The organism is Lutimaribacter degradans, from assembly GCF_023703375.1.
Taxonomy (GTDB): domain Bacteria; phylum Pseudomonadota; class Alphaproteobacteria; order Rhodobacterales; family Rhodobacteraceae; genus Lutimaribacter; species Lutimaribacter degradans.
Window position 1 is genome coordinate 17,093 of sequence record NZ_JAMQGO010000017.1, and the last position, 25,167, is coordinate 42,259.

Sequence of the window (25,167 nt, forward strand, 5' to 3'; positions counted from 1 at the left end):
GCTCCTCAGGCAAGTGTCAGCGTGGCCAGGCGCGGGACGCCCCGCCCGATGGAGCCGCTCATCTGGCAGATCCGGACCGCGAGCGTGGCGGGCGGGCTTGTGAAGTCGGCGGCGATGGCCGCCGCCGGATAGGTCACGCTGGGTGTCGATGTTGTCAGCGTGCGTAGAACCGCACCGCCGGGGCTTGCGAGGATATCGACCTCATAGGCTTCAACCGTCTCGCTCAGGGGCACGGTGCCGGTGCCATCGCGCAGATCCCCTCCCAGGCGGGTGCGCCGGGTCCAGGTGATCTGGATGTCGGAGCCGACCTTCACGGCCCTTGGATGCACCGGCGCATAGGGCATCAGATCACGCCCGCGATGCACACGGGCCTCAATGGGCGTACGATCAAGGCTTTCGCCCAGCCCCACCGCGCGCCAATAGCGCATGAGCCCGAGATCCCCCAAGGACAGCAGCGTCGAGGTGATGGCACCGGGCTCAAGCAGGAGGAAGGTCTCCCCGACCGTGTGGCCGGAGACAAAGATATCCGTGCCACGCCGCCCCCGCAGAAAGCCTCTCAGCTCATAGCTGCCTCCGCCCAGGGGTGTGACCTCGCGGAACTGCAGCACCTCCGGTGCGCCATCGGCCCGGATCAAGAGGGCTGGATTGGACCCGTCAAGCATGGCGGATTGGCTGACGCTTGCCAGCCGGTCCCCGCCCGTGGTCATGGCGACGCGCAGGCTATTGATCTCGTCGGTCGCAAAGACCGCAGGCGGCGCGCCGAGGGCGCTCTGGGTCACGCCATGGGCCACCTGTGCGGCATTGCGCGCGACGAACTCCCAACTTGTGCTGTCGCTGCTGCGGAAGAGCGCGGCGCCCGGCCAGGCGCCGCTGCCATAGCCGCCCATGAAGATATAGGCCCGCGAAACCGCCGCGACCGGCGCATCGACGTCGCGTAGAAGCGGCAGGTCCGGCAGATGCAGCCGGGTCTCCGGCGCGCCGCCTAGCGGCACCGGCACCCGTCCCTGACCGCCATCGGCCTGGCGGGTGATGTCATGCACCCCGGCCTCCTGCGCCACGGCCCGGAGGGCGAGCGTCAGATCCGCGCCGAGATCGACCCGCTCGAGCCGCGCGCGGATTGCGCCACCGGACGGAAGGGTGATCGTCACCACATCAGTGGGCTCCAGGCGCAGATAGTCCGAGGGCAGACGCGCCTCGTAGAGGCAGCGCTCGGACCAGGCGGCGTAGAGCGCGCGGGCCGCAATCGTGCGTGCGGTGCTCGGTGTGAGGGCCATGGGCAATTCGACCGAGACCTGATGGCGTGAGCCCATGGTGGGCACCGGATGGGTCGCCCGTTTCTCCGACTGGGAGCCCTGCTGATAATCGGCGCTGGCATCCATGTAGAGAACGCTGACCCGCTCGGGCAGATCGACCTCCTGGCTGCGCGTCTCGCGCCATATCTCGCCTGCAGAGGAGCCACCGCTGGAGGGGCCATCCAAGGGGATGAGCAGATCGGGCGAGAGGGTCGCTGCGGGCGGGCGCCCGCGCTTGCGAAAGGCCAGGCGGTCGTCGCTTTCGACGCCGTCGAAGAAATAGGCCCGTGCCAGGGGCTCGATGGCCCCGCGCAAGGTCCCCTGTCGGCCGAGGACAAAGCCCGGCACCGTGTCGGTCATCTCGCTGACGTCGATGTCCGACGGCGCGAGCCCACCGCGGGCGCAGAGGTCGGACAGGATACCGCCCAGCGTTGCGCCGTCGCCCCCTGCCCTGCCAAGCCAGAGGCGGCTGAACCGGCCACCCGGGTCATAGGCCAGGAGGCTGTCGGTCTCCCCATCATAGACCTGCGCGCCGCCGAGGCCCGAGGCCCCGTTGAGCCAGCCATCGGCATCGAGCGTGATCGCCCCGGTTCTGAGATCGAGCTTGATGACGCGCCATTTGCCGCCGGCGCCAATATCGCGGGCGATGGCGAATTCCGTCCCCGTCAGACGGGCGGTGGTGACCGGCTGGCGGTTGGCGAAATGGCTCGGCCAGATCGCCACGGCGGTGCGCCAGAGGATGCCAAGACCGGGGCGCCATTTGACGATGTATTGCCGGTCGCTGAAGCCCGGGCCATCGACCCCGCACCAGAAGACAAGGCCGCCATCGGCCGGATCGAAGTTCAGCCCGCCGTAATCGCTGTTGAGGCTGGTGGCCTCCGGATCGATATCGCTCGGTGTGAAGGCCAGCCCCACGCTGCGGGTGGCCCCATCGTCGGTGACACGGATGCGGTGCAACTGGCCGAGGCTGGAATTGCCTGTGAGCGCCCAGCCTTCCCCCTCGGCCCCGCCGGTCAGGGCGGCGATGTTCTGCCCGATGCTGTTCTCGTGCCAATGATAGGCCATCTTGCCCGCATTCAGGAGGCCGAGATGGCGTGGCCCGGTGCCATTGGCGGTCAGAAGATAGCGCGCACTGCCGCGGGTGATCATCGCCATGCGGCGCGTGTAGGTAAAGCGCGTGGTGCCGTTGCTGAGCGCGATGCTGTAACTGCCAAACCGGCCGGTCTCGCGCAGCGCATCGGGATCGATGCGCAGGATCGGCCGGGCATTGCCGAAGCCCAGCGTGCAGTAGACTGCCCCATCGGTGCCGCAGAAGAGGCAGTCAAAGCCCGAGCCGATTGTCCCGTCTGCGGTGGTGATGACGTCCGTGGCAAGGACCTGCCGGTCTTCGTGCATGTTGCGCAGGGTGAAGCGCCGCAGGCCAGCGGGGCTCGTGGCCACCAGAAAGGCCCGGCCCCGGCGCCAGTCGACGGCAAGTTCGTCGCGCGTGAAGGTCGTGAGAGGCCCGGAGATGAACTGCAGGCGTTGGACCGGATAGCGGGGCTGCGCGCGCCACGTGATCTCGGCGGTGATGTTGGGGATCCTGTTGCCGTAATCCGCGAGTTCAAAATCCTCGAAGACGATGTAGCACAGGCCGCGATGGGCGGGCACAGAGCCCGCGCCTTCGACAGAGGCGATCAAGGGATCGGGAAGTTGGGTCTCATCGCCGGGGTAAAAGCGCATGCGGAGCCCGTCGCGGGCGACGGTCTGACTGCCCTCGATGGCGCCCGTGCGGTCGAAGATCAGCTTGCCATCGGCCCAGAGACGCAGGACCTGATCTGCGGGGCCTTCACCGAAGGCGAGCGCAAAGCTGGCAGCATAGCTGTATTCCGTGACCTTTTGCCCGCCGCCCCCGCCTTTGCCGCCGACGCGGGTGGTGGTGGTGGTCTCGATGAGGCCGGTGGACCAGATCATGTTGCCGGCGATGCGCAGTGTGCCATAGGCGATGGGGATCGGGGCGCCATAGGCCGAGGAGCTGACGGCGAGATCGGATAGGCGCGGGCCTTGCTGATCGGGCAGCTTTGGACCGAAGAGCGACTGGCCAACGACTGAGCCCAGAAGCCAACCCGCTTGCCAGCCAAGGCCGAGTGCTGCCGATCCCCAGGCCCCGAGCCCTGCAACGGCAAGGACGGCCATCAGCGCGCCTCGAGGAGTTGGGGGAAGCGGAAGGCAAAGCGCAGCTTGCCCGGCCATTCGCCCAGATACGGTTCCTCGATCACCCGGCCGCGCGCGCCATGGGCGTGGATCAGATGGGGCACGCCGAGGCGGTCGCTCAGGATGCCGGTGTGACAAGGATAGAGCGCCTCGACGAAGACCAGCACGTCGCCGGGTGCGATCCTGGCCGGGGCGATCTCGGTCAGATGGGCGTGGAAATGCTCCAGAAACCCCATGCCCTTGGCGCGACGCGTATAGCCGGTCACATCGTCATGCGGCAGCTCGAACGCGCGGGCGATCATGACGAGAAGGCCCACGCAGTCGATCCCCTCGGCGCTTCGGCCCTGATGGCGAAAGGGGAACCCGAGCCAGCGGCGGGCTTCGGTCTGGATGGCGTCACGGGTCAGCGAAGTGGAAACGGGCATCTGGGGAGCGTTGGAGACTGCGAGCCCGGCGTCACTATGCGAGGTGGCCTGCGCGGGGGTGGCAGGGTGGATCTTTTTGGTCATGGCAAAGGCACCCGGTTTTGGCGGCGGCGGGACCGCACGCCCCTCAAGTCGCATCGGGATAGCGCAGGACGGCGTCGAGCCCCGGCAGATAGGGCTCGCCGCGGAAGTTCAGCGCATTGGCAAAGCGCGTGCGACAGGTGACAAGGCGCTTGTCGCAGCCCGGCGTCACGCGGAACCCGTCCCCTGGTGAGATGGCAAGACCCGGGGGCAGATAGAGGGTGAGCCGGTTGGCCGCAGAGGCCCATGTCCGTATCTCGCCCGCGCGACCTGCATTTGGCCCGCTGGTCCAGGTCAGCACCCCGCCTGCGAACCAGTCGTCGTCACGTGTGGGGCCTGTGGTCAGGACACAGATGAACCGCCTGCGATCCTCGAGTGTTGTCACCGTGCCCTCCTGCGTCAGGGGGCCGAGGTCGACCTTGCAGCGCGCATCGCCGAGATCCGCGCGACATTCGGGGCTGAAGAGACCGCCGATCTGCTGTTGCAGCACCTGCGTCAGGCCCCTGAGTTCCGTGCGGAACTGCCCAGCCTCGGTCACGATGACTTCCCCGAGCCAGCCCCGCCGCAGGCGCAGGCGGCCCATGGCGGGATCGGCCCAGTTCACGAGGAAGAGGCGGACCTCGGCATGATCGAAAAGGCCGGCCCGCATGTCGGCCGCGGTAATGGCCTCGGCCTCGAACAGGCCCTCGACGTCGAGGCTGTCGACCGACAGGGCTGTCTCGGAGGACAGCGCGCTGCGCGAATAGCCGTGGCGCGAGAGATAGGTGGTGCCGTCAACCACGAGGTCCCGGTCGTGGTCGGTGAAATAAAATCCCCGACCATCGCGGGGCAGGATATCCCAGCAGGTGGCAATCGTGGTGACGGGGCCTGCGAGATGGCTCGCGAGGGCGGTGGGGATCTGCTTCATGTCCGGATCTCGATCAGGGGGATCTGTTGCCAACTGCCGCGTTCGTAAGCCTCGAGCGAGAGCATCATCTGGTCGGTGTCAAAGCGCACCGGCACGTCGAATTCGAAATCGGCGGTGATTGCCGCTCTCGCGGGCGGGGCCGTGGAAAAGGTCACGACCCCGGTCGTGGTGCTGACCGTCATGCCCGCGCTCACGATCGCGCCTGCGCGGCGGATGGTGATGCTGCCTGCCACGGGCTTGCTGATCGGGCGGGCCACATCGGTTGGCCCCGAGGCGTAGCGTTTGACGAGCTGAAAGGTCTTCAGCGTGCCATCGCCGGAGCCCAGCGTGATGTCTGTCGCGCGATAGTCCGTCCAGTCCTTGAACCGGAACCCATGGGCGCGGCCTTGCCGCGCGCGAAAGAAGGCGATCAGAGTCTCGAGATCGGCGCGGTTGCGGATGCCGCTGCCGACATCCCATCGGCCGCGGGGGATCGACCAGTTGGCATTGCGCCGCTCGAAGCCGGCAACGGTGGTGATGACGGTGGTGTCATGGACGGGTCCGCCCGTCGCCCCGCGGGCGATCGCATCGGGGAAGCGGATCTCGTGGAAACCGGTCATGGCAATCTCCATGCTGGTTGCTGTTGCATTCGCGTCACAATCGGGTCGGTGATCCGGTCGGGGGAGCGCGGTACATGGAAGCCCGACCCGGATTTGCTATCGTGCCATGCGCTGATCCAGGGAGGAGCTCGAGAGGTTTTGACAGTGTCGTTTCACAGCGTCGACGGTCTTTTCTTCCTTGGTTGCCGACAGGCTCGGGACGGGGGGCTACAGGTTGTCTATGACGAGAACGGTGGTCACCGGATGATCTTTGATCTGGGTGCCCCTGCGGGACAGAGTGACCGCGTTACCCCGGCCCTGCGCGCGGCTTTGCGTGAGCGCAATGTCATCGCGGGTCTTTACCGTGAAATGGCTGCGCGCAAGATCACGATTGAACCGGCGTCCTGAGCCCGACACGGCCATGGCGCATCCCGGGGGGGCTCAGGTATTGCGGGCTGCCCGTGTCATGGCGCGGCGGGCGTCGGCGAGGATCTGGCTTTGGGAGCGGCGGAAGGACTCGGCATCGGGCGTGGTGATGTTCATCACGATCTGAACCGGGCGGTCGGAGGGTTGGCCCGCCATCGGTCGGTTCTGCTGGCCTATGGCGCGCAACTGGGCCCGCGACAGCACCATCTCGCCCCGTTGAAGGATGGCTGGAACTTCATCCGGGCGCAGGCCCGCATATCCGCCGTTGTGATAGCGCGGGGCGCTGGCGAAGGCTGCGGCGGGGGCAAGGCGGGCGGGCGCAGGTCCGCCGACCATGCCGCCTGCGTGGAAAATCCCGGCGAATAGGCCACCGCCTGCAAACATGCCACCCAACGCATTGGCGAGCGGGCCGAGGATTGCCGAGCGGATGGCGATGCGGGTGATATCGGCCAGGATCGAATCCGCCAGCCCCCGGAAATCCAGCCGCCCCTTCACGACAAACGCCACCAACGCGTCTTCGGCCCCCTTGAAGGCGCGGCCGAGAACCTCGCCGATCTGCTGGCCGGTGTTCATGGCCGATCGTGCATAGCGGGCCAGCACGTCCGACGCCGCCTGCCAGCCAGAGGCGGCTTGTCGGGCGGCGGTCTGTGTGGTGGCGCCGGCGTTGCGGGCGGCCCCGGCGGTCTCGTCCAGCCCGGTCGTGACCTCCTCGGCGGCCGCCGTTGCTTGCGTCAGCGCCGTTGTGCTCTCCCGTCCGGCGCCCGTCACCATGTTCCGCAGCTCTTGCCAGGCGGTCATGGGACGGTTGGCGGCGGCCGAGAGTATCCCAGCGGCCTCGCGGTAACCCTCGGCCCGGCCGCGGGCGGCCTCTGCCGCACCGCTGAAGAGATCGGGCGTCTCGAGATAGGTTTGCGAGAGCGCGGCCTCAAAGGCCCGCCTCATGTCGCCAGCCGTGCGTTGGGCGGCTCCGGCGAAGGGATTGTCGAGGCCGCCGAGATCGACCGGGGCCAGCGTGCCTATCTGCACGCCCTTCTCGCCCACGGCCCAGTCCGGCAACAGCGCCAGCGCGGCATTTAGCCCGTCAATGAATGTGTTGATGCGGCGGACCACGCCATTCAGCATGGCCTCGATCGCATCGATCAACCCGTTGGCCGCGCGGAAGGCAAAATCGCCGATGGTCCCGGGCAGCGCGCCCCAGGTGGTGGTGACCGCGTCGAAGGCGCCTTTGAAGGCGCCGACGGTCGTGTTGGCCCAGCCCGTCACAGCGCCTGTGGCGGATTGCAGGCCATCATGAATACTGGCTTGTGCCGCGGCCCAGCCGGCCTCGACCCGCGCCCAGGCGGCGCCGGCGCGCAGGCCGATCCGGTCCCAGGCCTCTGCGGCCACATCCTTGAGCAAGCCCAAGGCCTCTCCGATGCTGCCCGTGGCCGAGACAAGACGCGTGAACTGATAGATCAGCTCGCCCGCGGCGACTACAGCCGCGCCGATGCCAGTGCGAATGAGCGCGCCGCGCAGGAGAACGAGCGCGGTGGCGAGGCCGCGCACCGAGAGCGCGGCGGCGGCCATGCCCGCCACCCAGCGGCCGGCGAGAAAGGCGGCAAAGGTGGCGGCATAGGTTGTGAGGCGGCCGAGATGATCGAAGAGACCGCGGATCGCGAGGCCGAGCGGGCCGGTGCGGCTGGCGAGCGCTGCCATGGCCTCGGCCACGGCCTCCAGCGCAGGCGCCGCGGCGACGGCCAATTGGTTCGACAGCCCCCGCCAGATGAGACCGAGGCGCGAGATGGCGTCGTTGGTGCGCTCGATCTGGTCGGCGTCCTGTTCGGAGACGACGACGCCAAAGGCCCGCACGTCCTCGGTCGCCTGGCGCAGCGTTGCCGTGTCGATCCGGCTCATGGCGATGGAGCCTTCCTCGCCGAAAAGCTGGCCCGCGACTGCCGCGCGTTCCGCCGCCGGCACGAAGTCCTGGATGGCCGCGTTGATGGCCCCAACGCGTTCGTCGAGCGGCAGCGCCAGCAGGTCGGCGGCCGAAAGCCCCAGCCGCTCGAGCGCCTGCGCCGCGGGACCGCCGCCGGCTGCGGCCTGGCTGAGCCGCCGCGTCAGGTCCTTGGTCGCCTGCTCGATGCCGGACATGGAGACGCCCGCCAGTTCGCCCGCGCGCTCGAGTGTCTGGATCGAGGCGACGGTCGTGCCCAGCGATTGAGCCAGCTTCGCCTGCGCATCCACCGTCTGCAGACCGGACCGGACCATGGCCACACCAGCGGCGGCAGCGGCTGCTACGGCGGCGGCGGCAGCCACAGCGACACGTCGCGAGAACGCCGCGAGCCGCGTGTTGGCCGCCTCCATCTCCCGGCTCAGCCGTCCGAAGCCGCGCGATCCGACTTCGCCCACGCCTTCCAGCTCGGCGCGCACCTGCCGTCCGCCCACGGCCGCGAGGCGGACGCTGACCCTCTTCTCAGCCATGGGAGTGATCCATCTGTTCGTTGAGCTTCGTGACCATCACCGCCTCGGTGACGGGCAGCAGTTCGGCCATGGCGAGCGGCGGCACGCCGAGGGCGTCACCGAGCGCCAGCGCCGCCGACATGTCCCAGCCGATCACCGCGCCGGGGAGCACGCGCAGCTGGCCGCCGAGACGGCCGACGAGGTCCCAGACCTGCCAACCCTCCGGCGTTTCCGGACGGTTCAGCCGCGCCGGGCAGTCCGGGCAGGCTTGCGCGCAAGCTTCGCAGTATCGCTCGCCCCCGCCGAAGGACCATTCGGCGAGAGCGCGGAGGCGTTTTTTTCCTGTTCCAGCAGCAGGCCCTTCGAGACATAGGTCAGCTGAAAAGCCTCGAAGATCGGCCAGACATCGAGAAGCGCGTCGATGGCTTCCGGGCTCGGGTCGATCGGCTTGCCGTCCGCATCGCCGATGCCCTCCCAGGCGAGCATCGCCCGTCGCGCGAGCGCCTTGGCGAAGGCGACAGCGCGCTCCTCGTCCGAGGCCTCCTCGGGCACCGCCTCGACGGCCGGATCGCTGCGGGTCGCCACCATCAGTGCGGTCGTCAGCGGGCGCAGTTGCACCCGGACGCCGGGCGCGAGGTCATGCCAGCGCGGCGCGTTGGTCAAATCGAGCGTGAGCATCAATACGTCTCCACATCGTTCACGAGGGTGGCGGTGCACATCCGGCCAGCCACGCTGTCGCGCGCAGCCTGCCAGTCGAAGGTCGCTTGCACGCCCTGCGGCCCGGAAATCTCGATCCGCGGGCGCGGCAGGTAGACGGCGTGCACGGTTAGGCGCAAGCTCTCGCCGGAGGGCAGGACATAGGCGAACTCCATCTCGCACGGGTCGCCATCGATGGCCTGCGTGACCAGCGTCTGGTCGGCGAAGCGCACCTCGATCCGGCCGGTGAGCGACGCGATGCTTGGGTCCGCGCCATCGATGCGGCCGTCCGAGCGGATCGTCTCGATCCGGTCGAGGTTGTTGGCATAGGTGATCTCGGCCGAGACCACATTGCCGAGGGCGCTGCCATTCCGCGTGATCGCCCCGTTGAAATGCCCGAAGCGCTTCAGCTCCAGCGCCGCCGGTGTTCCAGCGCTCGTGGTCGTGCCCACCGTCTCGCCCTGCGCCACCAGCCGTGCGGTGGCGGTCAGCAGACCCGAGCGCTGCATCTGCCAGGTGATCTGGTCGAGCACGCAGCCGGAATACATCGCATAGCGCGGAACCTCCGGCATGCCGGTCTCGATCGACATCGAGGGCAGAGTCCAGGACCCCGACTGGAACTCGTGGCTGTACGGCGCTTCCGCACCCGTGGTTGTCGGCGCACCGAACGCGGCCTTCAGCCAGAAGCCGAAGGCCTCCGCGTCGAGCGGCACCACGACATCGCCGTCCGCCGTCACCGCGTCCTTGATCGGTGCCAGCGGATCGCGGCCGTAGCCCAGCAGCTCCGAGTTCAGCAGCGGCTGCTCGGCGCCGAGCGTGGTGCTGGCGAAGGGCATCTTCGTGAAGCCGCTCGCGGGCGGCGTGCCGTAGACTGTCTCGAACGCAAGCGCCATCTGCGCCCGCGCCCCCTGGGCTCGTGCCATGTTCGTGTCCTTTCGTCGTCTGGTTGGACGGATCGCATAAGGCGGCGTTGCTGCCTGATTACGGCGGGTTTAGTCTTTACCCATTGGGCTGGGAGGAAAGCTGCTATGGATTTCAAGGACCTGCTGCGCATTCAAGGATACGATGCTGACGCCAGAGAGCGCATCGTCCTGCTACGCCATCGTCCGTTTGAGCCCAGACTCGCCCGGGCGATGCCGTGGATTATCGAAGAACGCCCGGACCTTTTCGAAACCTACCAATCGGTCCCAGGCCGGCCGGAAAAGGCCTTGCGCAGGGCGGAATACGTGGCAAGCTTCTTCGGCCTGTCGCCGGGTAAAGCGCATTTCGTCGGGCTTTATCGCATCGGTGAGGCGCGCGAGCTCGACCATGACGCCTTCTGGCGGATACCGGAGAACCTGATCCTCCGGGACATGGGATACGAGGGATTCACCGCTGAAGAGGCCGAAAGGTTGGGTTCGCGCCTTCAGTTCCATCTGGAACGCCTGCCGTTCTACAGCGACTGGCGCGGGCGGCTTGTCATCGATTTTCCGCCGCCAGAGCGCTCATGGTTCCGGTGGGTGAACCGTGGGACGTTCCCCGTGAGCGCGATCCTCGAGGAAAGCGCGTTCGCGGCCCCACCGCCCGACTGGCGTGACATCGATCTTACCTTCGCAGAGCTCGCAACCCTGCCAGGCTCATGGCGGGCGCGGCTGGCCGAATGGCGCGGGATTTACCTCATCTTTGATGAAAGCGACCGCCGCACCTATGTCGGCTCCGCCTATGGTCGCGACAACATCCTCGGTCGGTGGCAGGCCTACGCCCGGGATGGTCATGGTGGAAACCGTGAACTCCGCGGTCGTGACCCACGCGATTTTCGGTTCAGCATTCTCGAACGCCTCGCGCCGGACCTGCCGCCAGAGGACGTCATCGCCCGAGAAAACAGCTGGAAGCTACGGCTCCATTCCCGGCAACCGTTCGGGCTCAACGCCAACTGAGTCACCCACCGAGAGGATCGTCCGTCGAGTAGTGCAGCACCACCGCGATGGTCGCCGCCTTGAGGCTCGCCGCGCCCTCGACCGGCAGATCGACTGGCTGCGGAGCCTCCGCCTCGACCCAGTCGCAGAGCCCGCCCAGCGTGCGGTCGGTCGCGAGCGCCGCGCCGATGCTGGCGGCCAGCGTGTCGAAGGCGGCGTCGCGGTCAGCACCCTGCACCACCGCTTCGATTTCGGCACGGTGCTGGTAATGATAGCGCAAGGGCGACAGCGTCACTTCCGGCTCTCCCGGCTCGCCATCCCGCAGGATCAGCAGGCCATCGGTCGGCACGCGCTCAGGCAGCACCTCGCCGCGCAGGGCGGTGGCGGGCAGCGCCGAAATCCGCGCGTGCAGCGCGGCGAGGATGGTTTCACGGGAGGTGGGCATGGTGCTATCGTATGGATCGACAGCGGTCCGGAAGGATCACCGGCATGCCGATCATGATGGGTTTCAAGATAATCCGCCTCACCGTGGTGAGGACGACCCCGATGATGATCATTGACATGTACGGCGTTATACCGTACATGGATTGCTCTGAAGGAGATCGACTATGTTCGCCATTGAGACTGTGAGCCCGACCCCGGGCAAGATGGAAGCGCGCAAGGAATTGCGCATGCACCGCGCGGATGAGGAGCGCATCAAGGCCGCTGCCGCTGCAACCGGCCTGCAGGAAGCCGACTTCATTCGTCAGGCGGCCCTTCTGCGTGCGCAGGAGGTCGAACAACGTGTGTCCCTCTCTGTCTTGCCCGCCCAAGCATTCGATGCATTCAAGGCAGCCGTCGAGGCGCCTGGTCAGGTCGTGCCCGGGTTGGCTCGTGCCGCGGAAGCGTCGAAGGGCCTCCTGAAGGATGCCGGCTGAGACCGCGGCGGACGCGCCCGCTCTGACGATCGCGAAATTCGACAAGGCGCTGCATGACCGCAGCGCCTTCTCTTGTGGCTTTGCCCCCATCGACAACTTCCTGAAGTCGTCGCTCACGGACCAGATCAAGACCGGAATGGTCGCTGCGTGGATTGCCACAGCTGGCGACGATCCTGCCGTGCTGGGCTTTTACACTCTCGGCGCAATGGCCGTCCGAGCGGATCTCGGCCCCGGGAAATGGCAGCGCGCCGGTGTGCCGGACATCCCTGTTATCTACATCCGCGCGGTTGCCGTGCGCGATGACATGCAGGGCAAAGGGCTTGGAACCGCCCTCGTCGTGGACGCCATGCGGCGCTGCCTCGGGATCGCCGATCAGATGGGCGCTGCGGCCATCGTCCTCGATGTGCTCAAGGACGATCACTTCGAACGCCGCTGGAACTTCTACGAAGAGCTTGGCTTCCAGCCGCTCGGCGACCCCGAAAACAAGCAGCGCGTGTTCATTCCGATGGCGAACGTCCGTGCGACGCTGGGCTGAAGAGCCGCTCGGCATCAAATCCGCCCCTCCACCCAGTTCGCGACGATCAGCCCCGGCACGCTGTCGTGGGCCCGATACAGGTCACCCCGCTCGTACTTCTTCCGATCTGGTTGGCTCCACATCCGACGCCCCCCTCTCTCTCGCTGGCGTCTGACACAGAATCACAATCGATTCCAATGATTCAAGGAGTTTCCAGACAGGGTCTAAGCTTGATCTAGAGGCGGAAAACAGCATACCGTGAAACCGATCATGACAGTAGAGTTGGGTAGTTGGATTTGTCTAAAGTTGAGAAGTTAAGAGAGAAAATCGATGATCTTACTAGCAGGGAAACGGCACTGTACGCCGATCTCTCGGCGTTGCAACAAGGTATAATGGGTCTGATGGAGAATAGACCTACCACATTTCTTGCGGGAAAATTGCGGGATAGAAAGATTCGGAAAGCCACTGAGACCTTAAACGAGGGCAAGGAAGCTTTGGTTCACATCAAGTCTCTTTTACGGGTTGCCGAAGTGGAGTTGCAGATTGCCTTAGAAAAGGAGAACGCGGGCTAGCCCCGAACCGAATTCGACATATGCAATACCCCCCACGATAGTCCGATATGGTGCGTGGGTGTGCTGTTCTGTGGCACAGGAAATTGGCAGCTTTGTCCGCTGAGCGCACCTCAGAGCCTTGCGTCCACCCAGTTCGCCACGATCATCGCGGGCAGGCTATCATGTGCCCGCTCTGTATCCCGGTCGAGGTCGAGCCGCTTCGGCAGCTTGACCTGCGGGACGAGCAGGAAGATCGGCGCGCTGACCTGGTTGCGGCCTGTCTTCGAGCGCGAGGCGACCGCCTGGCCGCGTTTGTTGATCCGGGCGCGGTCGGCAACGAGAAGGCTCGGCCTTCTCCGGCGGTAGACGAAGCGGAGGCGCAGCCCCCGCCGGCGCTCCCATTCGCCGGGGGTGATCTTTCCGCCGCGCAAGCCCCGCCCAGCGGCTTCGGTCGGGATCGCGAGCCAGAACCCCTCCTTCGAGCGGATCAGCGGACCGGTGTCGTGGGCGCCGACGATGACCGGGGCCTTGGACCAGACGAGCGCCGCGGCGTTCAGGCTCTCGCCGGCCTTCGGGTAGGTCTGGCTCCGGATCGAGTTCGCGAGGCGCCGACCGAGCCCCGCCCCCGTGATCTGGCCGCGCCAGGCGGTCTTCAGCCCGGTTCCGGCCTCGCGCATGGCGGCGGTGACGGCCTTCTCGCCGGCCTTCACCTCGGCAGCCATGGCGGCGACGAGGTCCGGCGTGATGTCGAGCTTCAGCTTCATGCCGGGCGCAGATCCACGGTCCAGACGAGCCTTTCGCGGTCGCGGACGGGCTCGGCCTGGATGAGGAAGGCTTCGCCATCGATCTCGATGCGGTCGCCGGGCCGGGGATTGGGTACCTCGGACACGCGAAGATCCATGCGCGTGGTCTCCGACCAGATGCGCGCCTCGCCGAAACCGGTGGTCTCGTCCGCGCGGCGGGTGACAACGCGCACGAGGACGGGCGTACCTCCCTCGGGCGCGTACACCGCATCGCGGGCGACGTTGACATCCGCGAAGAGCACGTCGAGGGCCATGGCGGCGGCCGTCATCAGGTCCGCCGCGCGCTGCGCAGCACCTGCGGCCGCGTGCAGATCGGCAGCGGGTTGCTCTCGATCTCGAGGCGCACCCATTCGTCGCGGTCCCTGTCCAGGATCATCCGCGCATAGAGCGGCAGGCCCACGGTGTTGACCGTCTCGAAGGTGTCGGCGGGGGCGTAGTAGATCTCGAACAGGCCCTCGACGCCCTCGGGGTAGAAATACGCCTTGTCGGTCGGCACGCCAAAACCAAGCCCCCCGCGATAGCGCCGGAAGGTGATGCCGCCGAAGCTGACCTCCTCCCCTACCCTGCCCCGCAGATCGGCGGCCGCGGCGGTGTTGAGGTAGGTCTCACGCACCTCCTTGTGCGCCACCAGATCGGCGAAGAAGGCCGACCCACATTCGGCGCGCAGCTGCACCTGACCGGCGGCGAGCCCGCCCAAGGAGTCCTCGACGCTCTCGATCAGCGCCTGGCAGCGCTTGCGCAGCGCGCCCGAGGCGGGGCTCGTGTTGTCGAGATCGAAGTCAACCTCCGCCGCGGGCGTGATGCCGAACTCCGCGTGGTAGTCGATCACCGTCGCGCCGTCCTTCGGGTCCTTCACCACGCCCTGGATGCCGTTGAAGAGGTGGAACTCGAAGGTGGCCTCGGCGTCGTTCCTGAGCCGGCCGAGCTTGCGCGCGACCTCGGCCTGCACCTGCTGCACCGCGGTCTCGGAGCCGAAGTCGCGGATCGCCTGGATTTCCGAGGCCCAGAGCACGTCCTGCTTCTTGAACTGGCGGCAGACGAAGGCGCGCATCTCGCGGCGTTCGGGGATCTGGCTCTCATAGGCCGAGCCGCGTTCGGAGAACGGGATCAGCGACAGCGTGCCGTCGCGGCTCTCGATCATCACGGTGCGCGAACGCACGCCGCGGGCTCCGAAGAGGTTCGCGCCCGACAGGATCGCGGGCTTGTAGGGGATGTTCTCGAGCGCGCGGGTGAGCTCGACAATGGTGAAGGCATCGCCTTCGAAGATGTCCATGGTGGCCATGTGTGGATGGCTCCTTTCCTGCAAGGGTTTTTGTGGTGATCATGATCGAGCGGGTTGCGGTCATGTGTTCGGCCTGTCGGCGCGGTGCGTCTGACCGCTGGCCCTGATGAAGTCCGCGTGCCGGGTCCCAATCATGAGAATGAGCTATGACGCCCAGGCCACCAATGCGGGGTGTCCCAACGGCGGTTCTCCTTGATCATCATCATTCATCTCTGCCCTCGCAGCTCAGAGCGGCAGGTGTAGCTGCCGCTGTTTCGATGGGATCATCCCATAGCGGGACGGCGGTAGACGTCGCCGCGCAGCAGCACCGCCCAGACGATGCGCGCTGTCTTGTTGGCGATGGCGACGGTGACCACTCGCGCAGGCTTCCTCTCCAGCAGCTTACGCACCCAGATGCCGGTCAGGCTGGTATCCTGTCCGATCCGTCTGATGACCGAGGTGGCGCCATTCACGAGCAGGCGACGCAAATAGCCGTCGCCCATCTTCGAGATGCGGCCGAGACGATCCTTGCCGCCCGAAGAGTTCTGCCGTGGAACCAGGCCGAGGAAGGCCGCGAACTGGCGACCCGAGGCGAATGCATTCGGATCGGGTACCGTGGCCACCATGGCCGTGGCGGTAATGACTCCGACCCCAGGTATCGTTGAAAGCCTCTGGCAGACTTCGTTTTCTCGGAACCAGGCAAGCAGCTGGCGATCGATCGCGCGGATTTCCGCCTTCAGCGCCTCGAGCTGGTCGGCAAAGCCGAGCAACGTCGTTCGCGCAATCTCCGGAAGATCGGCGTGATCACCCGCTCTCAGGTCCGCGATGAGTTGCTTGAGATTTTGCGGCCCTTTCGCCGCGATGATGCCGAACTCGGCCAGATGGCTTCTCAGGGCGTTCAGCATCATGGTTCGCTGACGGATCAAGAGTTCACGGGTCCGATGCATGACCATGACGCCTTGTTGCTCTGGCGTCTTGACCGGGACAAAGCGCATGTTGGGCCGGGTCACGGCCTCGCAGATCGCCTCAGCGTCCGCGGCGTCGTTCTTCTGCCTCTTCACGTACGGTTTGACGTAAGCCGGCGGGATCAGTCGCACGTCATGGCCGAGTGCGGCGATCTCACGAGCCCAATAGTGCGCGGTGACGCAGGCCTCCATTCCGACCAGACAATGCGGCAGACCTTGCAGAAACTCGATCACCGCATTGCGCCGAAGTTTCTTCTTCAGAACAGTACGGCCTTCTGCATCGACGCCGTGGACCTGGAAAACGGATTTGGCCAGATCGATCCCGAGTGTGGTAATTTCCATTGTGGATTGCTCCTTCCCTCTGTTGGCTTGCCACAACGACAACATGGCAGATCGCGCTGCCGTCGGGTGGAGCCATCCACACCATCATGGGAATGCCTCCGGTTCAGAATTGCGTAGGGGTGCCCGCAATCAGCGGACGAGGATGCCCGCGGCGAGGAGCGCCGTGTGGGCGGCCGTGATCTCGCCCTCGCTGGGCGTGCCGGCAAAGACGAGGTCGTGGCGGTTGACGATGGCGGGGCCGCGGAGGACGGCGACGGCCGGCGCATCGCCGCCGCTCGCATCGGCCTTGCCCCAGAGCACGGCGACCGCGGTCTCTGTCCCGTCGACGGCCGCCGGGTCGTGGGCGGCGTATTTGCCCGAGGCCGTTATTTGGCCCAACACGGTTCCGGGAATGAGCGTGCCGGAGGCGACGGTAATCGTCTCGCGGGTGTAGTCGCGATGGGCTTCCCAGACGAGGAAGCCGCCGGGATGCGTGGACTCGGAAAGCGTGGTCATGGTGTCTTATCCTTTCAGCTTGAAGGTGCGGGCGATGACGTCGCCCCAGGGGCGGGTCGTGGCGCTCCGCCCGGGTTGCGGGTGATGGGGCGTGATCTCCGGCGCCGTCTCGGCGCGCGCGTCCAGCAGCGCGGCGCGCACCGCGTCGAGGCTGGCGTCCTCCTCGAGGAACCGCCCGGCCATCTGCGGCAGAGCCGCGAGGCGGCAGAGATCGACGACGGCCCTCGCATGGGCGATGGCCTCGGCGCGGATGGCCGTGGGGTCCGAAGTCGGTTTGATGGAGGCCGTCGCCGCTTCTGCACCGGTTTCATCACCACCAGGATCGTCGGCTGCGGGCTGCGGTGCGGGATCGGGCGCCGGCGCGACATCGTTGGCGTCTTCAACGATGTCGGGTCGCGTCTCTGCGCTCTCCGGCTCGACGATCTCGACCGCCTCCACAAGCTCGGGCGGCGCGTTCCGGAAACGCCCGATATCGAAGCTGGCGGCGATGCGCACGGGCTCCGCCAGCTGCGTGGCGAGCCCTGCGTCCAGCGCCTCGACGGCCGAGAACCAGGTCTCCGCGGCCATCAGCGCCGCGATCTCGTCCTCAGTCTTGCCGGAGCGTGCCGCGTAGCCGCGCGTCATGCCTGCGGCGATCTTGTCCAGCGTCCCGGCCATGTCGCGCATGTCCGCCGCCGTGCCCATCACGAGGCCGGCCGGGTCGTGGATCATCAGGAAGGCGTTCTCGGGCATGACGATCTCGTCGCCGGCCATGGCGATGTAGGAGGCGGCCGAGGCGGCGATGCCGTCGATCCAGACGGTGACCGTGCCGGCATGACGGCTCAGCGCATTGTGGATCGCGACGGCATCGAAGACCGAGCCGCCGGGGCTGTTGACCCGCAGGTCGATGGCCGTCTCGTCGGGCAGCGCGCCAAGTTCGGCGAGGAACCCCTTGGCCGAGACGCCATAGGCGCCGACCTCGTCATAGATCAGCACCTCCGCGCCGCCCTCGCGGGCGCGGATCGTGTACCAGCTCTTCATGATGTCACTCCTGATTGTTGGCGCGGTCCGGTGCCGGCGCATCTTCGCCCATCGTCTGATCGTTGCCGTCGCCGGGGCCCGGCCGCCGCGAAGGTGTCGCCCGCGCGCCTTGGGTTTCGCCGGGGCTGGTGCGGTAGCGCAGCCCCAGACCCTCGGCACGTTTGGTATCCACCGCGTTCTCCCGGTCGACTTCCTCGACGTCGTAGCCGGTGGCCTCGACCACCTTGCGCCGCGAGGTGATGCCCGCCTCCATCGCCAGCACCTGCGCCTGGATGTCCTTGAGCGGGTCGACCCAGTCCCACCGGGGCGGGATCCACTGCACCATCCGCGCGGCCGCCGGGTCGGGCAGATCCAGCCGGCCGGCCAACCGTGCGGTCTCCAGCCAGCGCGCCCAGACGGGCCGGCAGAGCTGATGGGCGATCACCCCGTGCTGGAGCTGCTGCACCCGCCGGCGGAACTCCACGAGCTCGGCGCGCAGGCTGGAGTAGTTGGCCTGCCGGACATCGCCGGTGACCAGGTGATAGGGCAGCCCCAGCGAGGCCGAGACGCCGAGCAGCGTCCGGTACTGGAACGCCTCGTAGCTGCTGCCGACATCGGCAGGGCTCGAGAACTTCACATCCTCGCCGGGCAGCAGCACCTGCATCGTGCCGGGCTCGAGGCTCGCCAGGGCTGCCCCGTCAAGATCGGCCTCCGCCTCGCCCATCATCGGGTCTTCGGGGGCTGTCTTGGTGATGAAGCCCGCAAACATCGCCGCGGTTTTCTTGCGGTCAAGCTCTGCATCGTCATACTGGTCGAGCAGAAACAGCCGCACCATGGCCGGGGCGATATGCGGCAGGCCCCGGATTTGTCCTGCGTCTATGGGGCGATAGATGTGCAGGATATCCTCGGCCGACACGCGGACCGTCTCGGGTACTGCCACCCGCTGATCTGTACTGTCACCCGGATGGCGGCGGCGGAAGTGATAGGCCACCCGCCGCCCAATCGCGTCGAACTCGATCCCGCAACGGATGCTGTTGCCGTTGGCCGCTTTTCCCGTCTTCTCGAAGGGCAGCATCTCGGACTGGAGAAGCTGCAGCTGCAGCGGGACCAGCAGCCCGTCCTCGGCCCGGCGCGGGCGCAGCCGGACGAAGCACTCGCCCGCGACGAACATCTCCCGCGCGACCATGGCCTGCAGCCCGTAGAAGTCACTCAAGCCGTCCGCATCGGCCTCGTCCGTCCAGGCCAGCCAGAGCTTCTGCACCCTGTCGCGCAGATCCGCATCCGTAATGAGCGAGGACGGTTTGATGCCGTCACCCACGAGGTTGGCGGCGAAGGCCTCGCAGGCATTGGCCGCATAGCCGTTGGTCACGACCAGCTCGCGGGACCGCGCCAGCAGTCGCGGCCCGCCCCTGGCGACCAGCGCGTTGATGTTTTCCAGTGGCGGGTTCCAGCCGCGCAGCCTGCGTTTCGCCATGGCGCCTTCGAGACGCGCACGCACGCTGGAGGGGCCGCCGGCGGGCTGGCGGCGAAACCGGTCGAACAGCCCCATGGATCAGAGCCCCTTGTCGGTCGTCACGCGCAGCTGCCGCACGATCCGCCGGCCCTCCGAAGCCGCAATCTCGCGATCGAGCGCCTCGATCGCCCGGTCGATCTCGGCGACGCTGCGATACTCCACCGTCTTGCCGTCATAGCTGACACGGGCCACGCCCGAGGCACGCTGCGCTGCAAGCGCGTCGCGGCGCGCGCGAAGGTCAGTGATTGTCGGCATGCCACACGCCTTCTATGCTTGGGACAACGTTACCGCCCGGAGGCCCCATGTCCGAACCTGTCGCCCGTCTGCTGATCGAGCTCAAGGACATCACCCCACGTATCTGGCGGCGGGTGGATGTGAGGCTGACGACCAACCTCAGGGCGCTCCATGATCTGATCCAGACGGTCATGCCATGGGAGAGCTATCACCTTTACGAATTTGCCGTCGGAGACAGGATCTACGGCGAGCCCGATCCCGAGGACGCATTCTGGGATCGCAAGGTCTATCAGGCGAAATCCCTTCGGCTCTCGATGCTGATCAACCGCGGGATCACGGAGTTTCTGTACACTTACGATTTCGGCGACGACTGGCGCCATCGCATCGTGATCGAGGGCGTCTCGGATGCCGAGTCGGGTCTGGACTATCCGATCTTCCTCGGTGGTGAACGCCGCGCCCCGCCCGAGGACGTGGGAGGCCCGTCCGGCTTCATGGAGTTCGTCGAGGCAATCTCGAAGCGTAGCCATCCGCAGCATAAGGACATGGTGTGCTGGTACGGCGGCCCGTTCCATCCGACCGATTTCGACGAAGCCGATATCGCACAACGCGTCCGCGAAATCGCTGCAAGGCGCAAGGCAGCATACGAGGCCTTCCAGCGGAGTCGTGCGATGCGGCAACCCTGAGCAACCGCGCTCGGAGGCAGTGGTCGCGCAGGCCCTTTAGTCAGCCCTCCCTGGGCAGGATGCGATAGTGCGCCTCGGTCGGCTGGCAGGCCGCGCCATTGATCGGAAGAATGTCCTGCGGACAGGCCGACATTGCCACCACGCAATCCATTCGCGCCCGCAGGGTGACGTAGTCGCCGGGTCGGGACAAAGGCTCTCCCCAGCTGGTGGTTCCGTCTTCCGCCACGGGGATGTTCATCCACAGGTTCAGCGGGCTCGGACATTCGAAGATTTCGATACCGATCCGTCGCATGGCAGCGAACAGGTTGTCGGTGCAATTGTCATGATAGTCCTCGCACCCCAACAGCCCGTAGCGGTAATCGTCACAGGCCGCGATCAACGTGTCGTGCCAACCGGGCGACGTGTCCTTCTCCATGATCATGATCGGGCGACGACGGTTGGTGACCAGCGGATCGCCTTGACCGGGCCACATCTTACCCAGTGTGGCCCGCATGTGTTCGTTCGACAGAAATTCCGTCGGATCCTCTGCGCTGAACGCCCAGGTATCGACAACCTGTGCGCCATGGGTGTTCACGATCTGGATGGCCTCACCAGCGCCGAGGCGCACGGCCCGCCCCTTGCGGGCAGGTATGGTGAACAGTTCCGGTTCTCCAGACATTGGCGGCTCCCCATTCAATTGGCAGATTGATCCAATCAGCTTTGTAGCGCTTGAGCAAGGTGATTGACCGAACAGCGCAAGCGCCTCTCACTTCATGTATCGCGAGTGCACCGTGCGCCGCCGCGGCGCCGAGCGGGATGCGGGCTTGGCCGACGCCTCAGCGTCTGACCTCGCCATTTCCACCGCAAAAGACCGTTCAAGGTCCTGCCACCGAGCCTCCGGCCATCGGTCTGCCCCGAGAATCCAGGCGGCGGCGCGCGCATAGACCCGGCAATCCAGTGCCTCGTTGCGCTCGCGCAGCTTCTGCCATTCGAGCCGGGCGAAGCCGCGCCTGGTGCGCACCGTGACCAGTTGCTCGGCCGTCAGCTGTTTCAGCCACTCAGTATCGGCCCAGGCAGGCAGATGGACCGTTCCCGGCGGGAACGACGCACCGGCCGTGATCTCTTCCGGCGCTGGCCGCACCTGACGCAGGAAGCGATAGGTCTCGGTTTTGAAGGTGGACGTGGCAACCGTCCAGAGCCGCGCGCCACGGCGCAGCCTTCTACCCGCGATGGTCGCGTCGACATAGGTCGGGCCGGTGACCGGGCTCGTGCGGTTGAACCCCTCGACGCCTTTGACCGGAGCCACTGGCCCGAAGCCGACCTGTCGCGACCAGGCATAGACAGCGCTGGTCTCATAGCCGGTATCGATCGCCAGCCGTGCCAATGTCATCGGCTGACCGGAAGCGTGCTCCCATGTCTGGCCAAGCAAATTGGTCAACTGCTGCCAGCAAGCCGGATCGCCGGGCCCGCCTTCGATGACGACATGATCGACCAGCCAGCTTTCCAGACCTCGGCCCCAGGCCCAGACATCGACCTCGATCCGATCCTTTTGGACATCGGCCCCGGCGGTCAGGAACAACCCGCCCGCGGCAACGGTCCCGGCCGGCCAGTCCTCGCGCCGGTCGGCCAAATGCTGCCAGTCCGGCGCGTCGCCACTTTCAACCCAGGTCTCGCCAAGGATCGTGTTGCGAAACGCCTTGATCGCCTCGTCCGATCCTTGGGCGGCCTCCCAAGCCCGCACAATCCGCTCCCAACTGAACCAGCCGATCGGCGAATAGAACGCCGAAAGGTGATAACCGACGGTATTGGGATCAGCCGCCGTGGCGGTCGCGCGCCATTCGCCAGTCTCCAGCATCGCCGTCTTGTGATGCTCCGCGATGGGCTTTTCGCAGCCCTCGCAGAGATACTCGGCCGTCTCGGGGCGGCCCTTTTCCCAGCGCAGCCGGTCGAACTTCAGCCACTGCATGGCGCCGCAATGCGGGCACGGCACGAAGAAGCGCCGCTGGTCGGAGGCCTCGAACTCCCGCTCGATCCGGCTGAGCCCGCGGATCGTCGGGGTCGAGACGAGGAACACCTTGCGCCGGTGCGCGAAGGTCAGCGACCGGGCTTCGGCCAGCGTGACCGGATCGCCTTCCTCGTCGGCCGAGGCCGGATAGGCGTCGACCTCGTCGAGGAAGATGTACCGCGCCGGGGTGGACCGCAGCCCGACCGCCGAGTTCGCGCCGGTCATGATCAGGATGCCGCCCGCGAACTCCTTGGACAGCATCGTGTTGCCGGCATCGCGCGAGCGCGCCGGCTTGATCCGCTCCCGCAGCTCCGGGCTTTCCTCGATCAGCGGGTCGATCCGCTGGCGCGAATTGCGCTTGGCCAGTTCCACCGTCGGCTGGACCGCGAGCATCGGCCCCGGCGCCTGATGGATGACGAACCCGATCCAGTTGTTCCCGGCCTCGGTCGCGCCGACCTGTGCGGCCTTCATGAACACGATCCGCTGGGTCGGATCGCCGGGCGAGAGCCGGTCCATGATCTCGCCCATGTAGGGTGTGCGCAGCGTGCGATACTGCCCGGGTTCGGCCGAGGCGCGCGACGACAGCTTGCGGTGCCGGTCGGCCCATTCCGACACCGTCAGGTCCGGGTCGGGCCGCAGCCCGGCGAGCCACGCCCGCAGAACATCCTGCGCCCCGTCGAAGGCCAGCGCGTCCGCGTTCTCAGCGGAGATCGGGCTGGATCTCGGCGAGGTCGTCGAGCTGGGATCGGACATGCTTCTCCAGAGCCTTTTGCATCGCGGCGGGCTCGACGACGATTTCCTGGCCTGAAGCTTCGCTGCATGAGGCCGAGAGATCGGCCGCCATGAGCGCCGCCACCCGGGCGGGCCAGTTCACCCAGACATCGCGCTCCTGCCGCGCGAGCCGGAACACCAGCGCCAGCGTGCGGCCGCGGTCGATCAGCTCGCCCTTGAGCTTTTGCAGCCGGATGCGCCGCTCCTGCGCTTTCAGCACCTCGTTCGCGGTCTTGGCCTGCAGGAAGGTAGTGCCGCCGCCCGTGGCCGGCGCGGCCAGGCCCTGTTCCTTCAACGTGTCGCCCACGGCCGAGACCGCCGCCTCCGGGACAGACTTGAGCTTCGGCTTTGGTGCCTTGCGGGTTTTCGACGGGTCGGTCGCTTCAGCACGCAGCGCATCGCTGGCCACCGCGTCGATGCTGCCATCGGGATGCAGAACCAGCCGCCCTGTGCCCTTGGCCTTCTGGACCGCCCCGCGCGATAGCCCGACGCGGGCGGCATACTGGCGCTCGCTCAGACCCTCCACGACACGCTCCGATTATCATTACAAATCATGTGCTTATGTTGTTGATAAGCCTCCGCGCCAGAGCGAACCTGGTCTCAAGAAAACGATGCAACTCAGCATACGGAGCCACCGCGATGACCAGTCGCTTGAACACGATCACCACGCCCCGCCACCAACTGCGCGCCGAGAAGGCGCGGCGCAACCGGGAGGCGGCCCTGAACGCCTTCATCAGCAAGAAGGCCGAGATCGACGAGAGGCTCGCCCGCCTGCAGGCGCTCAGCGACGACCACTTCAACGCCCACCCCGACGAAGTGAACTGGGGCCATGTCGGCACCCTCGAGCACTACGCCAACCTGCTGAAGCGCATCACCGACAGCGCCTTCGGCGAGGGCGAATACGCAGAGTGACAGGAGCGCACATCATGGAAACCAGCACCATCCGCATCACCATCCGCGACCTGAACGACCCTTGGGATGTCAGCCGCATCCCCGCCGTTCTCGACGACATCGAGACCGCACTCCGCGAGGAGGCGGACATTCCCGCGCGCCTTACCGCCGACAGCATGACCATCGCCATCGACGTGGCGACGGATCGACTGCCCGCCGCCGCCACGGCGCTGCGCGACCTCGGGTTGATCTGACCTCGAGCCACCGCCCGAACTCCGGCCGCGCGCCCTGCGCGGCTTGGGGTCGTAGAAGATCGCGACGGTCGCGGTTCGAACACGGAGACGACCCCATGACCAAGCCTTCCGACACGCAAGCGATCATCCTCAGCGCCGCTGCGCAGCGCGGCGATCACAACGTCCTGCCGCTTCCCGGTTCGCTCCGCGGCGGCGCCGCCGCCAAGGTGGTTGGCGCGCTGCTGAAGCGCGGGCTGATCGCCGAAACCACGACCGACAGCCAGACCAAGGCGGACGCGGCCTACAACCGCATCTGGCGCAACGACGAGGACGGCTGCGCCATCCTCCTGCACATCACCGACGCGGGCCTCGCCGCCATCGGCGTCCAGCCAGAAGCCGGCGACAGCGCGTCCACGGGCGCCGATGAGGCGCCGAGTGCGGAGGCCCCGCAGGACGCTCCCGCCGAGGCCGATCCCGCCCCCAAGGCGCGCACACCGCGCGAGGGCACGAAGCAGGCGAAACTGATCGAGATGCTCCGCGCCGAGGGCGGCGCGACCATCGACGAGATCGTCGAAGCCACGGGATGGCAAGCTCACACGGTGAGAGGCGCCATGTCCGGCGCGCTCAAGAAGAAGTTGGGCCTGACGATCACCTTCGAGAAGATCGAGGGGCGCGGCAGGACTTACAAACTGGCGTAGGGTTAACTGGTTGGCTGCTTGACCCCAAGCCAACTGTGTGAAATCGATCTGGGCAATGCGTTTACGTCGAACAACTGCCGATGGCTACCTGCTCACGTATCTCGCTCCCAAGACCTGTTGAAATGAGGTTTTTGATTGTCGCCACTTCTGAAGAATTCGCTACTCTTTGTGGGGTTTGCCGTTATCGCTGCGGTTCTCAATGCGATTGTTTTCCCAGGCCCGTTGGAAAGCCCATACGCTGAGGGAGTGGGAAAAGCCTTGGTTTGCTGGGGGCTAGCATATTTAGGCTCAGGACTCATAGCCAATAAATGACGAGCGCCGCGAGTGCGATGGCGGAGAGGAAGACCTTTGGGCATCTGTCGTATCGGGTCGCCACACGTC

Annotated in this window: 29 protein-coding genes and 1 pseudogene; 9 read left to right on the forward strand and 21 right to left on the reverse strand. The window is 66.5% G+C overall.

Going from position 1 to position 25,167, the window contains the following annotated elements; genetic code table 11:
- Nucleotides 1-5: 5 nt before the first annotated feature.
- The 4 genes from M8744_RS16660 to M8744_RS16675 are packed head-to-tail and all read right to left on the reverse strand — an operon-like array spanning nucleotide 6 to nucleotide 5,497.
- The gene (locus M8744_RS16660) at nucleotides 6-3,467 is read right to left on the reverse strand and encodes a phage tail protein (protein WP_251419858.1); all 3,462 of its coding nucleotides are present in this window, start codon (nucleotides 3,465-3,467) and stop codon (nucleotides 6-8) included.
- Nucleotides 3,467-3,994: a C40 family peptidase gene (locus M8744_RS16665; RefSeq protein ID WP_251419860.1), complete on the reverse strand. Its 528-nt coding sequence runs from the start codon at nucleotides 3,992-3,994 to the stop codon at nucleotides 3,467-3,469. Before M8744_RS16665 ends, M8744_RS16660 begins: the two co-directional genes overlap by 1 nt.
- A gap of 43 nt (nucleotides 3,995-4,037) precedes the next feature.
- Nucleotides 4,038-4,898 carry a phage/gene transfer agent baseplate hub protein gene (locus M8744_RS16670; protein ID WP_251419862.1) on the reverse strand — a complete coding sequence of 287 codons (861 nt, stop codon included), beginning with the start codon at nucleotides 4,896-4,898 and terminating at the stop codon, nucleotides 4,038-4,040.
- Nucleotides 4,895-5,497 (reverse strand): DUF2460 domain-containing protein, encoded by a 603-nt coding sequence (locus M8744_RS16675; RefSeq protein WP_251419864.1) that lies wholly within the window; start codon nucleotides 5,495-5,497, stop codon nucleotides 4,895-4,897. The genes M8744_RS16670 and M8744_RS16675 overlap by 4 nt, the downstream gene beginning before the upstream one ends.
- Nucleotides 5,498-5,641: 144 nt before the next feature.
- On the opposite strand from M8744_RS16675, the gene M8744_RS16680 reads away from it, so the two are divergent.
- A complete protein-coding gene (locus M8744_RS16680) occupies nucleotides 5,642-5,884 on the forward strand; it encodes a hypothetical protein (RefSeq protein ID WP_251419865.1) in 243 nt (80 codons plus the stop codon).
- Nucleotides 5,885-5,917: 33 nt separating this feature from the next.
- On the opposite strand, the gene M8744_RS16685 is transcribed toward M8744_RS16680, so the two are convergent.
- The 4 genes from M8744_RS16685 to M8744_RS16700 all read right to left on the reverse strand — a co-directional run bounded on the left by M8744_RS16685 (nucleotide 5,918) and on the right by M8744_RS16700 (nucleotide 9,960).
- Nucleotides 5,918-8,362: a phage tail tape measure C-terminal domain-containing protein gene (locus tag M8744_RS16685; protein WP_251419867.1), complete on the reverse strand. Its 2,445-nt coding sequence runs from the start codon at nucleotides 8,360-8,362 to the stop codon at nucleotides 5,918-5,920.
- On the reverse strand, nucleotides 8,355-8,498 hold the full coding sequence (locus M8744_RS16690) for a DUF7697 family protein (protein WP_251419869.1): 144 nt from the start codon (nucleotides 8,496-8,498) through the stop codon (nucleotides 8,355-8,357). The genes M8744_RS16685 and M8744_RS16690 overlap by 8 nt, the downstream gene beginning before the upstream one ends.
- 83 nt (nucleotides 8,499-8,581) lie before the next feature.
- Entirely contained in the window at nucleotides 8,582-9,019 is a 438-nt protein-coding gene (locus M8744_RS16695) for a phage-derived protein YdaY family protein (protein WP_251419870.1), read from the reverse strand.
- Nucleotides 9,019-9,960 (reverse strand): phage tail tube protein, encoded by a 942-nt coding sequence (locus M8744_RS16700; protein WP_251419872.1) that lies wholly within the window; start codon nucleotides 9,958-9,960, stop codon nucleotides 9,019-9,021. Before M8744_RS16700 ends, M8744_RS16695 begins: the two co-directional genes overlap by 1 nt.
- 105 nt (nucleotides 9,961-10,065) lie before the next feature.
- On the opposite strand from M8744_RS16700, the gene M8744_RS16705 reads away from it, so the two are divergent.
- The gene (locus M8744_RS16705) at nucleotides 10,066-10,953 is read left to right on the forward strand and encodes a GIY-YIG nuclease family protein (protein ID WP_251419873.1); all 888 of its coding nucleotides are present in this window, start codon (nucleotides 10,066-10,068) and stop codon (nucleotides 10,951-10,953) included.
- A 1-nt stretch (nucleotide 10,954) separates the two neighbouring features.
- Here the strand turns inward: M8744_RS16705 and M8744_RS16710 are convergent, their stop codons facing one another.
- Complete coding sequence (locus tag M8744_RS16710) at nucleotides 10,955-11,377, reverse strand: acyl-CoA transferase (RefSeq protein WP_251419875.1); 423 nt, start codon at nucleotides 11,375-11,377, stop codon at nucleotides 10,955-10,957.
- Between the two features lie 163 nt (nucleotides 11,378-11,540).
- Here M8744_RS16710 and M8744_RS16715 point away from each other — a divergent pair, with 163 nt between their 5' ends.
- The 3 genes from M8744_RS16715 to M8744_RS16725 all read left to right on the forward strand — a co-directional run bounded on the left by M8744_RS16715 (nucleotide 11,541) and on the right by M8744_RS16725 (nucleotide 12,935).
- Nucleotides 11,541-11,849: a type II toxin -antitoxin system TacA 1-like antitoxin gene (locus M8744_RS16715; protein WP_132602432.1), complete on the forward strand. Its 309-nt coding sequence runs from the start codon at nucleotides 11,541-11,543 to the stop codon at nucleotides 11,847-11,849.
- Nucleotides 11,839-12,384 carry a GNAT family N-acetyltransferase gene (locus M8744_RS16720; protein ID WP_251419878.1) on the forward strand — a complete coding sequence of 182 codons (546 nt, stop codon included), beginning with the start codon at nucleotides 11,839-11,841 and terminating at the stop codon, nucleotides 12,382-12,384. The genes M8744_RS16715 and M8744_RS16720 overlap by 11 nt, the downstream gene beginning before the upstream one ends.
- A 269-nt stretch (nucleotides 12,385-12,653) precedes the next feature.
- Nucleotides 12,654-12,935, forward strand: coding sequence for a hypothetical protein (locus tag M8744_RS16725; RefSeq protein ID WP_251419879.1), 282 nt, complete (start codon nucleotides 12,654-12,656; stop codon nucleotides 12,933-12,935).
- A gap of 110 nt (nucleotides 12,936-13,045) precedes the next feature.
- On the opposite strand, the gene M8744_RS16730 is transcribed toward M8744_RS16725, so the two are convergent.
- The 8 genes from M8744_RS16730 to M8744_RS16765 all read right to left on the reverse strand — a co-directional run bounded on the left by M8744_RS16730 (nucleotide 13,046) and on the right by M8744_RS16765 (nucleotide 19,547).
- A complete protein-coding gene (locus tag M8744_RS16730; protein ID WP_251419880.1) occupies nucleotides 13,046-13,678 on the reverse strand; it encodes a DUF6441 family protein in 633 nt (210 codons plus the stop codon).
- Nucleotides 13,675-13,986, reverse strand: coding sequence for a head-tail joining protein (locus tag M8744_RS16735; protein WP_251419882.1), 312 nt, complete (start codon nucleotides 13,984-13,986; stop codon nucleotides 13,675-13,677). The genes M8744_RS16730 and M8744_RS16735 overlap by 4 nt, the downstream gene beginning before the upstream one ends.
- Nucleotides 13,986-14,999: a major capsid protein gene (locus tag M8744_RS16740; protein WP_251419884.1), complete on the reverse strand. Its 1,014-nt coding sequence runs from the start codon at nucleotides 14,997-14,999 to the stop codon at nucleotides 13,986-13,988. Before M8744_RS16740 ends, M8744_RS16735 begins: the two co-directional genes overlap by 1 nt.
- A gap of 263 nt (nucleotides 15,000-15,262) precedes the next feature.
- Nucleotides 15,263-16,285, reverse strand: a complete 1,023-nt coding sequence (locus M8744_RS16745; RefSeq protein ID WP_251419886.1) for an IS110 family RNA-guided transposase — start codon at nucleotides 16,283-16,285, stop codon at nucleotides 15,263-15,265.
- Nucleotides 16,286-16,414: 129 nt separating this feature from the next.
- Entirely contained in the window at nucleotides 16,415-16,780 is a 366-nt protein-coding gene (locus M8744_RS16750; RefSeq protein WP_251419887.1) for a head decoration protein, read from the reverse strand.
- A gap of 6 nt (nucleotides 16,781-16,786) precedes the next feature.
- Complete coding sequence (locus tag M8744_RS16755) at nucleotides 16,787-17,800, reverse strand: head maturation protease, ClpP-related (protein WP_251419889.1); 1,014 nt, start codon at nucleotides 17,798-17,800, stop codon at nucleotides 16,787-16,789.
- A gap of 4 nt (nucleotides 17,801-17,804) precedes the next feature.
- A complete protein-coding gene (locus tag M8744_RS16760) occupies nucleotides 17,805-19,328 on the reverse strand; it encodes a phage portal protein (RefSeq protein WP_251419891.1) in 1,524 nt (507 codons plus the stop codon).
- 3 nt (nucleotides 19,329-19,331) lie between these two features.
- Nucleotides 19,332-19,547, reverse strand: a complete 216-nt coding sequence (locus tag M8744_RS16765; RefSeq protein WP_251419892.1) for a phage head-tail joining protein — start codon at nucleotides 19,545-19,547, stop codon at nucleotides 19,332-19,334.
- A gap of 47 nt (nucleotides 19,548-19,594) precedes the next feature.
- Here M8744_RS16765 and M8744_RS16770 point away from each other — a divergent pair, with 47 nt between their 5' ends.
- Nucleotides 19,595-20,209: a plasmid pRiA4b ORF-3 family protein gene (locus tag M8744_RS16770; protein WP_251419894.1), complete on the forward strand. Its 615-nt coding sequence runs from the start codon at nucleotides 19,595-19,597 to the stop codon at nucleotides 20,207-20,209.
- 40 nt (nucleotides 20,210-20,249) lie between these two features.
- Here M8744_RS16770 and M8744_RS16775 read toward each other — a convergent pair whose 3' ends face one another.
- From M8744_RS16775 to M8744_RS16785, 3 genes are all read right to left on the reverse strand, one after another.
- On the reverse strand, nucleotides 20,250-20,867 hold the full coding sequence (locus M8744_RS16775; RefSeq protein WP_251419896.1) for a DUF1989 domain-containing protein: 618 nt from the start codon (nucleotides 20,865-20,867) through the stop codon (nucleotides 20,250-20,252).
- Between the two features lie 87 nt (nucleotides 20,868-20,954).
- Nucleotides 20,955-22,946: a phage terminase large subunit family protein gene (locus tag M8744_RS16780; RefSeq protein WP_251419898.1), complete on the reverse strand. Its 1,992-nt coding sequence runs from the start codon at nucleotides 22,944-22,946 to the stop codon at nucleotides 20,955-20,957.
- Nucleotides 22,894-23,490 (reverse strand): hypothetical protein, encoded by a 597-nt coding sequence (locus tag M8744_RS16785; protein ID WP_251419900.1) that lies wholly within the window; start codon nucleotides 23,488-23,490, stop codon nucleotides 22,894-22,896. The genes M8744_RS16780 and M8744_RS16785 overlap by 53 nt, the downstream gene beginning before the upstream one ends.
- Nucleotides 23,491-23,603: 113 nt before the next feature.
- Here M8744_RS16785 and M8744_RS16790 point away from each other — a divergent pair, with 113 nt between their 5' ends.
- The 3 genes from M8744_RS16790 to M8744_RS16800 all read left to right on the forward strand — a co-directional run bounded on the left by M8744_RS16790 (nucleotide 23,604) and on the right by M8744_RS16800 (nucleotide 24,786).
- Nucleotides 23,604-23,876: a hypothetical protein gene (locus M8744_RS16790; RefSeq protein WP_251419902.1), complete on the forward strand. Its 273-nt coding sequence runs from the start codon at nucleotides 23,604-23,606 to the stop codon at nucleotides 23,874-23,876.
- A gap of 14 nt (nucleotides 23,877-23,890) precedes the next feature.
- Entirely contained in the window at nucleotides 23,891-24,109 is a 219-nt protein-coding gene (locus M8744_RS16795; RefSeq protein WP_251419904.1) for a hypothetical protein, read from the forward strand.
- Nucleotides 24,110-24,204: 95 nt separating this feature from the next.
- Complete coding sequence (locus M8744_RS16800) at nucleotides 24,205-24,786, forward strand: DUF3489 domain-containing protein (protein WP_251419905.1); 582 nt, start codon at nucleotides 24,205-24,207, stop codon at nucleotides 24,784-24,786.
- 295 nt (nucleotides 24,787-25,081) lie between these two features.
- Here M8744_RS16800 and M8744_RS16805 read toward each other — a convergent pair.
- A pseudogene (locus tag M8744_RS16805) lies at nucleotides 25,082-25,167 on the reverse strand (IS5/IS1182 family transposase); the annotation flags it as partial.